Genomic DNA, 14,202 nt, shown 5'->3' with positions numbered 1-14,202 from the left:
CGGGGGCCTTCAGAGAAGGGTCAGCTGGACCGGCTCGGGGGCCTCGGTCCCGGGCGTGGCGGGGTCGGTCTCGGCGGGTGCCGGAATCCTGCGTGGCATCCCCGCGCGCGTGGGGCCCATCCCGTACTCCTGGGCCAGGTCGTGGACCTGGCGGGTGATCCGGCGCTGGTACCACTTGGGGGCGTAGGCGCCCTCCGCGTACAACCGCTCGTACCGGCGCACCAGATGCGGATGGTGATGCCCGAGCCAGGCCATGTACCACTCGCGGGCACCGGGACGCAGATGCAGCACCAGCGGGGTCACGGAGGTCGCCCCGGAGGAGGCGATCGCCCGCACGGTGGCCCGCAGTTGAGCCGGGTCGTCACTGAGGAAGGGGAGCACCGGGGCCATCAGTACCCCGCAGCCGATGCCGTGCTCGCCCAGTGTGCGTACGACGTCCAGGCGCCGTTCCGGAGCGGGGGTGCCCGGCTCGACCGTGCGCCACAGGTCGGGGTCGGTGAAGCCGACCGAGACGGAGATGCCGACATCCGTGACCCGGGAGGCCTGCACCAGGAGGTCGAGGTCGCGCAGGATCAGCGTGCCCTTGGTCAGGATGGAGAAGGGGTTCGCGTGGTCGCGCAGGGCGGTGAGGATGCCCGGCATCAGCCGGTAGCGGCCCTCGGCGCGCTGGTAGCAGTCGACGTTGGTGCCCATCGCGATGTGCTCGCCGAGCCAGCTGCGGGAGCCGAGCTGGCGGCGCAGCAGCTCCGGGGCGTTCACCTTGACGACGATCTGGGAGTCGAAGCCGAGACCGGTGTCGAGGTCCAGATAGCTGTGCGTCCTGCGTGCGAAGCAGTACACGCACGCGTGCGTGCAGCCGCGGTAGGGATTCACCGTCCATTCGAACGGCATGCGTGAGGCCCCGGGGACCCGGTTGATGATCGAACGGGCCCGGATCTCGTGGAAGGTGATCCCGCGGAACTCGGGGGAGTCGAAGGTACGGGTGGTCACCGCGTCCGCGCCGAACAACGCGGCGTCGGCGGGGCCGGACTCCACTGTGAGGTTCTCCCAGCGCATGACACCTCCTCGGTAGCACTGACCCCAGAATAGAACACATGTTCTCTTGATCGTGCGATCGTATGTTCGAGTCTTGTGAAGCTCCTCGCGGGGACCCCGATTTGGGCGGCCGGGTGGCGGGGTGGTTGGCTGAGCGCGACCCCCCGAAGAACCAGCTGCTGGAGGAACGCAATGGCGCAGGTCGAGGCCACCACGGAACGCATCGTCGCGGCGGACGCGGAGACGGTGTTCGACGCCCTCGCCGAATACAGCGGCACCCGCGCGAAGGTGATGCCGGAGCAGTTCAGCGAGTACGAGGTGCGCGAGGGCGGAGACGGCGAGGGCACGCTCGTCCACTGGAAGCTCCAGGCCACCAGCAAGCGCGTCCGGGACTGTCTGCTGGAGGTCAGCGAACCCACCGACGGGGAACTCGTCGAGAAGGACCGCAACTCCTCGATGGTCACCACCTGGCGCGTCACCCCGGCCGGCGAGGGCAGGTCGCGGGTCGTCGTCACCAGCGTCTGGGACGGCGCCGGCGGCATCGGCGGCTTCTTCGAGCGGACCTTCGCCCCCAAGGGTCTCGCCCGCATCTACGACGGCCTTCTCGACAAGCTCGCGGCCGAGGTGGAGAAGTAGTTCAGAAGCAGTTCAAGGGGCAACCCTTTGAGGGGCGTTGGCTCCCGCCCCTGCGCACCTCACCGGTTCGAGTGGATCTCCGCCCCATGTACCGGTACGCCGTAACTCGTCGCGCTTGCTCGCAGTTGTCGCCCAAAGCGGGAATTGTCGGTAGGTGCGACGAGGGGAGCGGTACGTGGGCGGGATCACTCTGGTGCAGGACGAACCGGCGACCGCACTCGCTCCACCCCCGCCCGGTCCTCCGCAACTCGGCCCGCGCCAGGTCCGGTTGGTGTTCTTCGGGCTCATGCTCGCGCTGCTGCTCGCCGCTCTGGAACAGATGATCGTCGCCACCGCGCTCCCGAAGATCGTCGGGGAGCTGCACGGCCTGGACAGGATGTCCTGGGCGATCACCGCGTACCTGCTCACCGCCACCGTCGGACTGCCCATCTACGGCAAACTCGGCGATCTGCTCGGCCGTAAGCGCGTCTTCCAGTTCGCGATCGTCGTCTTCGTCGTCGGCTCGGCGCTGGCCGGCCGGTCGCAGACCATGGACCAGCTCATCGCCTTCCGCGCCCTCCAGGGCGTCGGCGCGGGCGGGTTGATGATCGGCGTCCAGGCGATCATCGCGGACATCGTGCCGTCGCGCGAGCGCGGACGCTTCATGGGCCTGATCGGCGCCGCGTTCGGCCTCGCCTCGGTCGCCGGGCCCCTCCTGGGCGGCTACTTCACCGACCACCTCTCCTGGCGGTGGTGCTTCTGGTTCAACGTGCCGTTCGGTCTGCTGACGCTGGCCGTCGTCACCGTCGTGCTGAAGCTGCCGAAACCCACGGCCAAGGCCCGGCTCGACCTCCTCGGGGCGCTGCTGCTCGCCGTGGCCTCGACCTGCCTGGTGCTGCTGACCAGTTGGGGCGGCACCGAGTACGCGTGGGGCTCGCGCGAGATCCTCGGACTCGGTGCCGGAGCGGCCGTGGCCGCCGTGCTCTTCGTCGTCGCCGAGCGCTTCGCACCCGAACCCCTCATCCCCCTGCGGCTGTTCAGGGACTCCGTCTTCAACGTCACCGGTCTGGTGGGCCTGGTGATCGGGGTGGCGCTGTTCGGGGCCGCCAGCTATCTGCCGACCTTCCTCCAGATGGTCGGCGGCGCCACCGCCACCGAGTCCGGTCTGCTGATGGTGCCCATGATGGCCGGCATCGTCGGCGCGTCGATCGTCTCCGGGCAGCTCATCAGCCGCACCGGCCGCTACAAGGTCTGGCCGGTCCTGGGCAGCGCCCTGTCCGTGCTCGGCATGTGGCTGCTGTCCCGCCTCGAAGTGGACACGCCCCGGCTGCACTACAGCCTCTGGATGGCCGTCCTCGGCGCAGGCATCGGCATGGTGATGCCGGTGCTGGTCCTCGCCGTGCAGAACTCCGTGCGCCCCGCCGACCTGGGCACCGCGACCAGCGCAAACAACTACTTCCGGCAGATCGGCGGCAGCGTCGGTGCCGCCATCTTCGGCACCCTCTTCGCCAACCGGCTCGCCGAGTCCCTCGAGAACAGCCTCCCCACGCGCGCGGGTGCCCGGCTGCCCGAGCCCGACTCGCTCACCCCGCAGCTCGTCCACGCGCTTCCCCCGGCGCTGCGCGACAGCTACATCAGGGCGTACGCCGACGCCATGCCGCGCATCTTCCTGTACCTGGTGCCGGTGCTGGTCCTCGGCCTGCTCATCGCCTGCTTCCTCAAGGAGAAACCGCTGGTGTCCCAGCACGCCGCCCCCGCCGCTCCCGACTCCGCGGGATCCCCGGAGCCTCTGGCGATCCCGCGGGACCGCGCGTCGTACGCCGCCGGAATCCCGGTGTGCGGCACCGTCCAGCACCCGGACGGGACCGTCGTACCGCGCGCGGCGCTCACCCTCATCGATGTCACGGGCACGCAGATCGGGCGCGGCGCGAGCGCCGAGGACGGGCGGTACACGCTGTCGACGCCCGGCTCGGGCGCGTACGTCCTGATCGCCGCGGCGGGCGGCCACCAGCCGCAGGCGGTCACCGTGACCGTCGGCGAACGGCCCGTCGAACTGGACCTCGTCCTCGGCGGCGCGGGGCGCCTGGCGGGCCGGGTGCTGACCGCGGACGGCACCGCGGTCCCGGACGCCACCGTCACGCTCACCGATGTGCACGGCGAGGTCGTCGCCACCACCCGCAGCGGATACGAAGGCCGGTACGTCGTCACCGAGCTGGTGGCCGGCGAGTACACTCTCGCCGCCACTGCGCCCGCGTTCCGTCCGGCCGCCCTCCCCGTCACCGTGCGGGCCTCCCGGGAGACCCGCCAGGACGTCGAACTCGCGGGCGGTGCCCTCCTGGAGGGCACCGTGCGGGCCGGTGGTGGACGGCCCCTGGAGGACGCGCGCGTGACCCTGCTCGACCCGGCCGGCAACGTCGTGGACACGCTCACCACCTCGGCCGACGGCATGTTCCGGTTCGTCGACCTGGCCTCCGGCGAGTACACGGTCATCGCCTCCGGTTACCCGCCGGTCGCCACCGTTCTCCAGGTGGCCGGCGGCGGCCGTACGGAACGGGACGTCCGGCTCGGGTACGAGGACTGAGCGAGCGGGGCGCGCGTCCGTGCGCCGGAGCGGAACGGCCGAGACCAATTACCGGATTGCCACACATCGCGACCGACCGTCGCCGTACGGTGGTCAGGACGGCACAGATCTTGCGGAGCCGTGGGAAGAAGGGGCCTGCGCCATGGATCGTGGCACCGAGACGGGCGCGCCTCCCAGCCGCGGAGCTGAGGAGAGCGCTCCGGCGGAGTACGCCGCGGCGGGCCGTATCCCGCTGGCCGTGGTCGTGGTCGACCGCGAAGGCCTGGTCTCGCACTGGAGCCGGGGCGCGCGGCGCCTGTTCGGCGCGTCCAAGGAGGAGGCCCTCGGCCAGCCCGCCGTCGATCTGCTGCCCGTCTCCGGGGCACTCCCCGACGCCGACGACGAGGACACCACCCCGTACGGGGTCGACGACGGCCTCGGGCCCGACCTGGAGTCCTCCCTCGACGGCCGGCTCGCCTACCGGGCCGCGGGCCGCGCCCGTCTCGCGGTGCCCGGCAGCGACGGCGACCGCGTCGATGTGCTGTGGTGGGCCTACCCCCTGGTGGGCCCGGGCCACGAGCGTCTCCTCGTGCTGGCCGCCGACACCGACGTGCTGCGCCAGGAGGGCGACGAGGTCGTCGTCGAGCGCATCGCCCCCGGATTCGCCCTGCACACGGACTTCCCGGGCGCCGACGAACTCGCCCGCAGGCTCCCCGAGATCCTGCCCAGCATGAGCGTGGGGGAGAGCGCCCGCATCGTCGCCCAGATCCTCGAACTGGGCTATCCCGTCCTGGAGTTCAGCCAGAACGACCTGGTCCCGGTCACCCCCGACTGGGGTGTGCCCCGGCGCGCCGAGCGCAAGGCCCGCCGGGAGCGGGCGGCCCGCGCGGTGCAAGCGGGCGAACCCCTGCCCGAGGACCTGCGGGACGACGTCGAGGACCTCGAACACGCGGCAGTGCGCGAGCGGTTGGAGTTCCTCAACGACGTCAGCGGGCGCATCGGCACCTCGCTCGACCTTTCCCGCACCATCATCGAGGTCAGCAGGGCCGTCGTACCCCGCTTCACGGACGTGGCGGGCACCTATCTGCGCGAACAGGTCGTCGCGGGCGAGGGGTTCCCCGACGGGGTGCCCGACACGACGACGATGTGGCACCGTGTCGCCCTTGAGCACACCGACGAACCGGGCCGCTGGGACGACGTCGTACCGGTCGGCGAGGCCATGCCGTTCCCGGCGCACACCCCGTTCTTCCAGTGCATGACCAGCGGTCAGCCCGTCCTCGTGCCGCGCATCAGCGAACAGATGGGGCACCGAATCGCCTCGCAGTTCGAGAAGCGTGACATCCGGCCGCTGATCACGGGCCGCTCCATGCTGGTCGTCCCGCTGAAGGCACGCAACGTCGTCCTCGGCTTCATGATCCTGCTGCGCCACCCGGAGCGCGTCGAGTTCAACGACATGGACCGCGTCACCGGCGCCGAACTCGCCGCCCGTGCGGGCCTTGTGCTTGACAACGCGCGCATGTACACCTACCAGGAGAGCGTCGCCGAGACCCTCCAGGACAGCATGCTGCCGCAGATCCCGCCGCGCATGGCCGGCTGTGACATCGCCACCCGCTATCTGCCCGGCACACTGCTGGGCCGGGTGGGCGGCGACTGGTTCGACTCCGTGAAACTGCCGGGCGCCCGCACCGCCCTCGTCGTCGGCGACGTCATGGGACACGGCCTCAACTCGGCCGCGATGATGGGCCAGTTGCGTACGGCCGTCCAGACCATGGCCGCGCTGGACCTGCCGCCCGCCCAGCTCCTGCGCAACCTCGACGACCTCGCCCAGCGCCTCGGCGACACCTATCTCGCGACCTGCCTCTACGCCGTCTACGACCCGATCGCGAGCGAGCTGCACCTCGCCAACGCGGGCCATATCCCGCCCGTGCTGGTCCGCGCGGTGGACGGCCGGAGCGAGCTGCTCGACCTGCCCACCGGTGCGCCCATCGGCGTCGGCGGAGTGCCCTTCGAGGCGGTACGCGTGCGCGTGGAGCCCGGCGACCGGCTCGTGATGTGCACCGACGGCCTGGTCGAGGTGCGCGGGGAGGACATCGGCGTGGGCCTGGCGACGCTCTGCGAGTCCGCCGCCCACCCGGCCGCCTCCATGGACGACGCCTGCGACACGATCATCCGAGCCCTGAACGTACGCGGAGGCCGCAAGGACGACGTCGCGCTGCTGATGACCCGGCTCAACGGCATCGAACCGGACGATGTCGCCGAATGGCGGCTCGCCCTCGACCCGGCCGAGGTCGGCCGGGCTCGTGCCGTGGTCCGTGAACAGCTCCACGACTGGGGCCTGGCGCGGCTGGTGGACAGCGCCGAGCTGCTGGTCGGCGAACTCGTCACCAACGCCGTACGGCACTCCCACGGGCGTCCTGTCGAACTGCGGCTCGTGCGCGGCGAGACGCTGCTGTGCGAGGTGGACGACGACGATCACACCCTGCCCACGCTGCTCAGCACCGAGCCCATGGCAGAGTTCGGCCGGGGGCTGCGCGTGGTGAGCACGCTGGCCCGGGAGTGGGGGGCGAGCCGTACGGGTGCGGGCAAGACCGTGTGGTTCGAACTCACGTTGCCGCGGCGACGCTGACACCCCGTCGGCGGTGTCGGTGCCCTGTGCTTGGATTGATGGTGCCGCGGGCCGGGGAGGCGTGCGAGGCGCACACCGGCGTACACCTCTCGAACGAGCCGTGAAGGTATGCACGGCGCGCTTGTGGGCGTAACCGGGGCACGGTAGACCGAACTGGCCCGTCCCCTCGGACGGGCAGCCGTCGCACCCTGGGGAGTTGGGCATGAGCGTGACGAGTCGGTACAGGGAGGCCTGGGAGGGCTTCTGGCGCGAGGCCCCCCATGGACAGGGTGCCGTCTTCTGGGACTCGGAGCCGATGTTGACCGTCGGGCTCCACCTCGCCGTCTACGAACCGCACCTCGCGGACTTCGAGCTGCCCCTGCTGGACCTCGGCTGTGGCAACGGCACCCAGACCCGGTTCCTCACGGACCGGTTCACCCGGGTCGTCGGCGCCGATCTCTCGCCCGCGGCACTCGAGCGCGCCCGCGAGGCCGACCCGGAGGGCGCAGCCGAGTACGAACTGCTCGACTGTGCCGAGAAGAGCGAGGTCGAGGAACTGCACGCAAAGCTCGGCGACGCCAACGTGTACATGCGCGGGGTCCTCCACCAGTGCGACGCCGACGACCGGCAGACCCTCGTCGACGGCATCGCGACCCTCATAGGACAGCGCGGCCGGGCCTTTCTGGTCGAGCTGTCGCAGGACGCGCGCCCCATCCTGATGGGCCTCGCCCAGAGCACCGAGGGCCCGCCGCCGAAGCTGCGTCCGGTCCTCGAGCACGGCATCGCGCCCGGCGAGGTGGCGGACTCGGCGCTGCCCGTCTACCTGAGCGCGGCGGGCCTGCAGGTCCTCGGGAGCGGCGAGCTCCCGCTCACCACCACCGAGTACACGGCGGACGGAACCCGCATCGTGCTGCCCTCGAAGTGGGTCGTGGTGGCCCAGCAACGCTGAGGATCAGGGCGGCCTGGGGCGTGACGCCGGAGGCCGCCGTGACCAAGTCGGAATGTGGAGAACTCGTGGAGGATTGACGGGAGTCGCCTGTCGTGGCGAGAATGCGGATCACTTCACTGGGTCTGAAGCGAGTGAAGTGACGCGAGTGACCTGGTCGCGCACACCTCCGTGTGTCCGCCCGCGCCGGTCGCTGGCACCCGACACACCTCCCACACATTTCGAACCACAGAGGCTCATTTTGTCGCGTTCGCACCAGTCCAGAACTCTGACTGTCCTCGCCGCAACCGCTTTCGCCGCCGCTGTCGTTCCCGTACTCGGGGCGGGCACGGCGAGCGCGACCACGGGCGGCACGTGTCAGTCCGCCACTGTCCAGTACCGCATCGACGGCGGTGACTGGACCTCGCAGGGCGGGTTCCACGCCTGGGACAGCGCTCCCGGCGCCGTCGAGGTGCGGCTGGCCCCGGGCCAGAGCGTCGGGGAGGGCTGCAAGTACCCCGTGTCCCTGGCCGAGTACACGACCGAGGGCCCGAACTGGAACACCTCAGGCCGCCAGACCTTCGTCGACAAGGACACGGTCTACCTCACCTCCGCGGACGTCGCCGATGCCGGTGGCGCGGAGCGTGCCTACCAGAAGCTGAGCGTGAAGACGCCGGACTGCTACGGGCAGATCGACCTGTACGGCGACGACATCGCGTACGACGGCCAGGAGGGGGAGGGCCACGGTCCCCTTCCCTACCAGCCCGACGGCGTGGTCACGCCCTACCACCTCATAGCGGCCTGGAACGGCGGCGACAAGGCGTGCGACGACGGCGCCTCCGTGCCGCCCGCCCCCACGCCGTCGGAGCCGGCGCCGAGCACCCCGGACACCCCGACCACGCCCGCGACCCCGACGACGCCCGAGGGCAGCGAGCCGCCCGCCGAGGAGTCGACCCCGCCGACCACCCCCGACACCTCCACCACGCCGCCCACCACCCCGGACGTGCCTCCGGCGGAGTCGACGCCGCCCACCGGCCCGGAGCCCACGCCCAGCGAGAGCACCCCGCCGCTGGCGGAGACCGGCGCCGGCGCGCCGGTCGGCACGATCGCCGGTGCGGCGGCCGTGGTGGTCGCCATCGGTGCCGGCGCGCTCTTCATGGCTCGCCGCGCCCGCCGCTCCTGACCGGGCGCCCAGGGACCGCAGCCGTCCCGTAGTTCAACAGCCCCGACAGCCCCGTCTCCGCAGGGAGGCGGGGCTGTCGCCGTGTACCGGCCGTTGAGCGGTTCGGTGCGGAGAACCGTGGGTCCACCCGCGAGGTCGAAGCGATGTTTCCTGGCCGGGACCGAGCCCGGCGCGTAACGTTCGGACAGCGAGCCGCTGACCTGCGACGGGACTGCCTCACCATGAAGATCCTCATCAGCGCCGACATGGAGGGCGCCACCGGCGTCACCTGGCCGGCCGACGTGCTGCCGGGCACCCCGCAGTGGGAGCGGTGCCGTTCCCTGTTCACCTCGGACGTCAACGCCGCCGTGCTCGGATTCTTCGACGGCGGGGCCGACGAGGTGCTGGTCAACGAGGCCCACTGGACCATGCGTAACCTGTTCCTCGAACGGCTGGACGAGCGGGTGGAGATGCTCACCGGGCGTCACAAGTCACTGTCCATGGTGGAGGGTGTGCAGCACGGCGACGTCGACGGCATCGCCTTCGTCGGCTACCACGCGGGCGCGGGCATGGAGGGCGTCCTCGCCCACACCTACCTCGCCAACTCCATCACCGGTGTGTGGGTGAACGACGTACGGGCCAGCGAAGGGCTCCTCAACTCCCATGTGGTCGCCGAGTACGGGGTTCCCGTCGTGCTCGTCACCGGCGACGACCTCGCCTGCGAGGACGCGCTCGGATACGCGCCCGAGGCGCTGAAGGTCGCAGTCAAGGACCATGTGTCGCGGTACGCCGCCGTGTGCCGGACGCCCGCCAGGACCGCCGCCGACATCCGGGCCGCCGCGAAGGAGGCCGCCGCTCTGGCCGTGCGGCACGAGCCCGTCGTGGGCGGGCCGTTCACCGTCGCGCTCGAGTTCGACGCCGAGCATCTCGCCATGGCCGCCACCGTCGTGCCCGGGGTCGCGCGGACCGGGGAACGGAAGGTGGCGTACACCAGCGGCACAATGTACGAGGGCATTCGTACCTTCAAGGCGGTCACGACGATCGTCTCGGCCGCGGTGGAGGAGCAGTATGGCTGAGCAGCAGGCGCTCGACGAGGTCGTGTCGTTCACCTCCGACCTCATCCGGATCGACACGGCCAACCACGGCGGCGGCGACTGCCAGGAGCGGCCCGCCGCCGAGTACGCCGCCGCCCTGCTCGCCGAGGCGGGCCTGGAGCCCGAGCTCCTTGAGCGGACCAAGGGCCGCACCAACGTCGTCGCCCGGATCGAGGGCACCGACCCCTCCGCCGACGCGCTGCTCCTGCACGGTCACCTCGACGTCGTGCCCGCCCGCGCCGACGACTGGAGCGTGCACCCGTTCTCCGGGGAGATCCGTGACGGCGTCGTCTGGGGGCGGGGCGCCGTCGACATGAAGAACATGGACGCGATGATCCTCGCCGTCGTCCGCGACTGGGCCCGCGAGGGCGTCCGGCCCCGGCGCGACATCGTGATCGCGTTCACCGCCGACGAGGAGGACAGCGCCGAGGACGGCGCCGGGTTCCTGGCCGCCGAACACCCGGGGCTGTTCGAGGGGTGCACCGAAGGGGTCGGCGAGTCCGGGGCGTTCACCTTCCACGACGGTGGCGGACGACACCTGTATCCCATCGCCGCCGGTGAACGAGGCACCGGCTGGCTCAAGTTGACCGCCAGGGGACGCGCCGGACACGGCTCGAAGGTCAACCACAGCAACGCCGTGACCCGTCTCGCCGCCGCCGTCGCCCGTATCGGCGCCCACGAGTGGCCGCTGCGCCTGACCCCGACCGTGCGAGCCGCCCTCACCGAACTCGCCGCCCTCCACGGGATCGCACCCGACCTGGACGACGTCGACGGGCTCCTCACCAAGCTCGGACCCGCCGCCCGGCTTGTCGAGGCGACCATCCGCAACAGCGCCAACCCCACCATGCTGAACGCCGGTTACAAGGTCAACGTGATCCCCGGCGAAGCCGTCGCGTACGTCGACGGGCGCTTCCTGTACGGCTGGGAGGACGAGTTCCGTGCGACTCTCGACGAACTCACCGGCCCCGACGTCACCTGGGAGTTCCACCATCGCTCGGTGGCCCTGCAGGCCCCCGTGGACTCACCCACGTACGCCCGAATGCGCGCCGCCGTGGAGGAGTTCGCGCCCGAGGGGTTCGTGGTGCCCTACTGCATGTCCGGGGGAACCGACGCCAAGCAGTTCTCGCGGCTCGGCATCACCGGGTACGGATTCGCGCCGCTGAAGCTGCCCGAGGGCTTCGACTACCAGGCACTCTTCCACGGTGTCGACGAGCGTGTCCCGGTCGAGGCGCTGCACTTCGGCGTCCGGGTACTCGACCGGTTCCTGCGCATGGCCTAGAAGTGGGGAAGACAGTGCAGACACTGCCGTACGGATCATGGCTCTCGCCCATCGACGCGGCGATCGCCGCCGAGCACGACGGGTCCCCCGATTGCGTGGGCTTCGTCGGCGACGAGGCCTGGTGGACCGAGCCCCGGCCCACCGAGGACGGCCGGCGCACCCTGGTGCGACGGCGCGCCGACGGCTCCCAGGAGTCGGTCCTGGACGCGCCGTGGAACGTGCGCAGCCGGGTCATGGAGTACGGCGGCCATCCGTGGGCCGGAGCCGTGCGCGACGGCGGTCCGCTGGTCGTGTTCGTCAACTTCGCCGATCAGCGGCTGTACCGCCTTCAGGAGGGTCAGGAGCCGCGCCCGCTCACGCCGTTGTCCCCGGTCGGCGGCGGACTGCGCTGGGTGGATCCGCAGTTGCGGCTCGAACTGGGTGAAGTCTGGTGCGTACTGGAGGAGTTCACCGGCGAAGGGCCCACCGATGTACGGCGTGTGCTCGCCGCCGTACCGCTGGACGGATCGGCCGCCGAGGAACGCGGCGCCGTACGCGAACTCACCGACGACCGGCACCGGTTCGTCACCGGACCCCGGATCTCGCCCGACGGGCGGCGCGCGGCCTGGCTCGCCTGGGACCATCCGCGGATGCCCTGGGACGGGACCGAACTGGTGGTCGCGGAGGTGGGCGCCGACGGCACGCTGAGCGGTGCCCGGACGGTCGCCGGAGGGACCGAGGAGTCGATCGCGCAGGTGGACTGGGCGGGCGACGGAGCGCTGCTGTACGTCAGTGACCGCTCCGGCTGGTGGAACCTCTACCGGGACGACCTGCCCGTGTGCCCCCGGCCGGAGGAGTTCGGCGGGCCGCTGTGGAAGGTCGGGCAGCGCTGGTTCGCCCCGCTGGAGGGCGGCCTCGTCGCGGTCGTGCACGGGCGCGGGGCGACCTCGCTCGGGATCCTGGACCCCGAGACCGGCGATGTCGTCGACGCGGCCGGCCCCTGGACCGAGTTCGGGGCCACCCTCGCCGCGCACGGGGATCAGGTCGTCGCCGTCGGGGCCAGCCCGCGCAGCGCGGCCGAGGTCGTCGAGCTGGACACCCGTACGGGACGGGCCCGGGTCATCGGCGCCGCCCACCGGGACCCGGTCGACCCCGTGCACTACCCCGAGCCGCAGATCCGCACCTTCACCGGCCCGGAGGGCCGGGACATCCACGCGCACATCTATCCGCCGCACCACCCCGGGTACATGGCGCCCGGCGACGAGCTGCCCCCGTACGTCGTGTGGGCGCACGGCGGGCCGACCGGGAGGGCGCCGCTCGTGCTCGACCTGGAGATCGCCTACTTCACCTCGCGGGGCATCGGTGTCGCCGACGTCAACTACGGCGGCTCGACGGGGCACGGGCGCGAGTACCGCAACCGGCTGCGCGAACAGTGGGGCGTCGTCGACGTCGAGGACTGCGCGGCCGTCGCCCTCGCCCTCGCCGCAGAGGGCACCGCCGACCGCGCCCGGCTCGCCGTCCGGGGCGGCAGCGCGGGCGGCTGGACCGCGGCGGCCTCCCTCGCCGGCACCGACGTCTACGCCTGCGGCACGATCCTCTACCCGATCCTCGACCTGGCGGGCTGGGGCTCGGGGGAGACCCACGACTTCGAGTCGCAGTACCTGGAGTCCCTGGTCGGTCCGCTGGCCGAGGTCCCGGGCCGCTATCTGGAGCGTTCGCCCGCCGAGCACGCCGCCGACATCACCGCGCCCTTCCTGCTGCTGCAGGGGCTGGACGACGTGATCTGCCCGCCCGTGCAGTGCGAGCGGTTCCTCGCCCGGCTCGCGGCGGAGGGACGGCGCGTGCCGCACCGGTACATCGCGTTCGAGGGGGAGGGGCACGGCTTCCGGCGGGCGGACACGACCGTACGCGTCCTGGAGGCAGAACTCTCCCTGTACGCGCAGGTCTTCGGCCTCACCCCGCCGGGCATCCCGACCCTGGAACTCGTCAAGTGAAGCCGCTGGCAAGGCCGTCGCGGCTCACCCCCGGCGCCCGGGTGGCCGTCGTCGCGCCCAGTGGACCTGTCCGCGAGGAGCGGCTGCAGGCCGGGCTCGACATCCTGCGCGGCTGGGACCTCGACCCCGTCGTCGCCCCCCATGTCCTCGACCGGCACGGGGAGTTCGACTACCTGGCGGGGACGGACGCCGACCGGGCCGCCGACTTCCAGGCGGCCTGGTGCGACCCCGGGGTCGACGCGGTGCTGTGCGCCCGCGGCGGCTACGGCGCGCAGCGCATGGCCGACCTGCTCGACTGGGACGCGCTGCGCGCGGCCGGGCCCAAGGTGCTCGTCGGCTACAGCGACGTCACCGCGCTGCACGAGGCGTTCGCGGCCCGCCTGGGACTCGTCACGCTCCACGGGCCGATGGCGTCCGCCGTCGACTTCCTCAAGAACGCGCGGGCGCAGGAACACCTGCGGGACACGCTGTTCGATCCGGAGGCGGTACGGGTCATCCATGCCGCAGCAGGTTCGGCGCTGGTACCCGGGCGGGCCCGGGGCGTCGCCCTCGGCGGTTGTCTGGCCATCCTCGCCGCCGAACAGGGCACCCCGCACGCCCGGCCCGGTGCGCGCGGCGGGCTGCTCATGATCGAGGACGTGGGGGAGAGCGCGTACCGGATCGACCGGACCCTCACCCAGTTGCTGCGCACCGGCTGGCTCGACGGCGTCGCCGGGGTCGCGCTCGGCTCGTGGGAGCGGTGCGGTCCGTACGACGGGCTGCGCGCCGTGTTCGCCGACCGGCTCGGCGGGCTCGGGGTGCCGGTGGTGGAGGGGTTCGGGTTCGGGCACTGCGACGGGGCGCTGACGATCCCGTTCGGAGTGGGCGCCGAACTGGACGCGGACGCGGGGACACTGACGCTGGAGGAGCCGGCGCTGCGGTGAGGAGTGCGGGTCGGCCCTCGGTCGGTGCCCG

General features: G+C 71.8%; 10 protein-coding genes. 9 read left to right on the top strand and 1 reads right to left on the bottom strand.

Annotated features, from left to right (window positions below; translation table 11 throughout):
• Positions 1 to 9 precede the first annotated feature (9 nt).
• Entirely contained in the window at positions 10 to 1,056 is a 1,047-nt protein-coding gene (locus IEY89_RS19785; RefSeq protein ID WP_189148776.1) for an Rv2578c family radical SAM protein, read from the bottom strand.
• A gap of 171 nt (positions 1,057 to 1,227) precedes the next feature.
• Between IEY89_RS19785 and IEY89_RS19780 the strand changes: the two genes are divergently transcribed.
• The 9 genes from IEY89_RS19780 to IEY89_RS19740 all read left to right on the top strand — a co-directional run bounded on the left by IEY89_RS19780 (position 1,228) and on the right by IEY89_RS19740 (position 14,171).
• Positions 1,228 to 1,671, top strand: a complete 444-nt coding sequence (locus tag IEY89_RS19780) for an SRPBCC family protein (RefSeq protein ID WP_189148775.1) — start codon at positions 1,228 to 1,230, stop codon at positions 1,669 to 1,671.
• Positions 1,672 to 1,846: 175 nt separating this feature from the next.
• The gene (locus IEY89_RS19775) at positions 1,847 to 4,231 is read left to right on the top strand and encodes an MFS transporter (RefSeq protein ID WP_189148774.1); all 2,385 of its coding nucleotides are present in this window, start codon (positions 1,847 to 1,849) and stop codon (positions 4,229 to 4,231) included.
• A gap of 142 nt (positions 4,232 to 4,373) precedes the next feature.
• A complete protein-coding gene (locus IEY89_RS19770; RefSeq protein ID WP_189148773.1) occupies positions 4,374 to 6,836 on the top strand; it encodes an ATP-binding SpoIIE family protein phosphatase in 2,463 nt (820 codons plus the stop codon).
• Positions 6,837 to 7,038: 202 nt separating this feature from the next.
• On the top strand, positions 7,039 to 7,764 hold the full coding sequence (locus tag IEY89_RS19765; RefSeq protein ID WP_189148772.1) for a class I SAM-dependent methyltransferase: 726 nt from the start codon (positions 7,039 to 7,041) through the stop codon (positions 7,762 to 7,764).
• A gap of 238 nt (positions 7,765 to 8,002) precedes the next feature.
• Positions 8,003 to 8,923: a hypothetical protein gene (locus tag IEY89_RS19760; RefSeq protein WP_189148771.1), complete on the top strand. Its 921-nt coding sequence runs from the start codon at positions 8,003 to 8,005 to the stop codon at positions 8,921 to 8,923.
• 221 nt (positions 8,924 to 9,144) lie between these two features.
• Positions 9,145 to 9,978, top strand: a complete 834-nt coding sequence (locus IEY89_RS19755; RefSeq protein ID WP_189148770.1) for a M55 family metallopeptidase — start codon at positions 9,145 to 9,147, stop codon at positions 9,976 to 9,978.
• Positions 9,971 to 11,275: a M20/M25/M40 family metallo-hydrolase gene (locus tag IEY89_RS19750; RefSeq protein ID WP_189148769.1), complete on the top strand. Its 1,305-nt coding sequence runs from the start codon at positions 9,971 to 9,973 to the stop codon at positions 11,273 to 11,275. Before IEY89_RS19755 ends, IEY89_RS19750 begins: the two co-directional genes overlap by 8 nt.
• Before the next feature lie 14 nt (positions 11,276 to 11,289).
• The gene (locus IEY89_RS19745; protein WP_189148834.1) at positions 11,290 to 13,248 is read left to right on the top strand and encodes a prolyl oligopeptidase family serine peptidase; all 1,959 of its coding nucleotides are present in this window, start codon (positions 11,290 to 11,292) and stop codon (positions 13,246 to 13,248) included.
• Complete coding sequence (locus IEY89_RS19740; protein WP_189148768.1) at positions 13,245 to 14,171, top strand: S66 peptidase family protein; 927 nt, start codon at positions 13,245 to 13,247, stop codon at positions 14,169 to 14,171. The genes IEY89_RS19745 and IEY89_RS19740 overlap by 4 nt, the downstream gene beginning before the upstream one ends.
• The last annotated feature ends 31 nt before the right edge of the window (positions 14,172 to 14,202 follow it).

The organism is Streptomyces lacrimifluminis, assembly GCF_014646095.1.
Taxonomy (GTDB): domain Bacteria; phylum Actinomycetota; class Actinomycetes; order Streptomycetales; family Streptomycetaceae; genus Streptomyces; species Streptomyces lacrimifluminis.
Note: the sequence above shows the minus strand (reverse complement) of the source record. Positions and strands in the feature narration are given on the sequence as shown.

What these genes read in the sequence shown, in the direction of transcription:
- IEY89_RS19750 (WP_189148769.1), top strand. Translation starts at nt 9,971, where the DNA reads ATGGCTGAGCAGCAGGCGCTCGACGAGGTCGTGTCGTTCACCTCCGAC.
- IEY89_RS19755 (WP_189148770.1), top strand. Translation starts at nt 9,145, where the DNA reads ATGAAGATCCTCATCAGCGCCGACATGGAGGGCGCCACCGGCGTCACC.
- IEY89_RS19770 (WP_189148773.1), top strand. Translation starts at nt 4,374, where the DNA reads ATGGATCGTGGCACCGAGACGGGCGCGCCTCCCAGCCGCGGAGCTGAG.
- IEY89_RS19780 (WP_189148775.1), top strand. Translation starts at nt 1,228, where the DNA reads ATGGCGCAGGTCGAGGCCACCACGGAACGCATCGTCGCGGCGGACGCG.
- IEY89_RS19785 (WP_189148776.1), bottom strand. Translation starts at nt 1,056, where the DNA reads ATGCGCTGGGAGAACCTCACAGTGGAGTCCGGCCCCGCCGACGCCGCG.
- IEY89_RS19765 (WP_189148772.1), top strand. Translation starts at nt 7,039, where the DNA reads ATGAGCGTGACGAGTCGGTACAGGGAGGCCTGGGAGGGCTTCTGGCGC.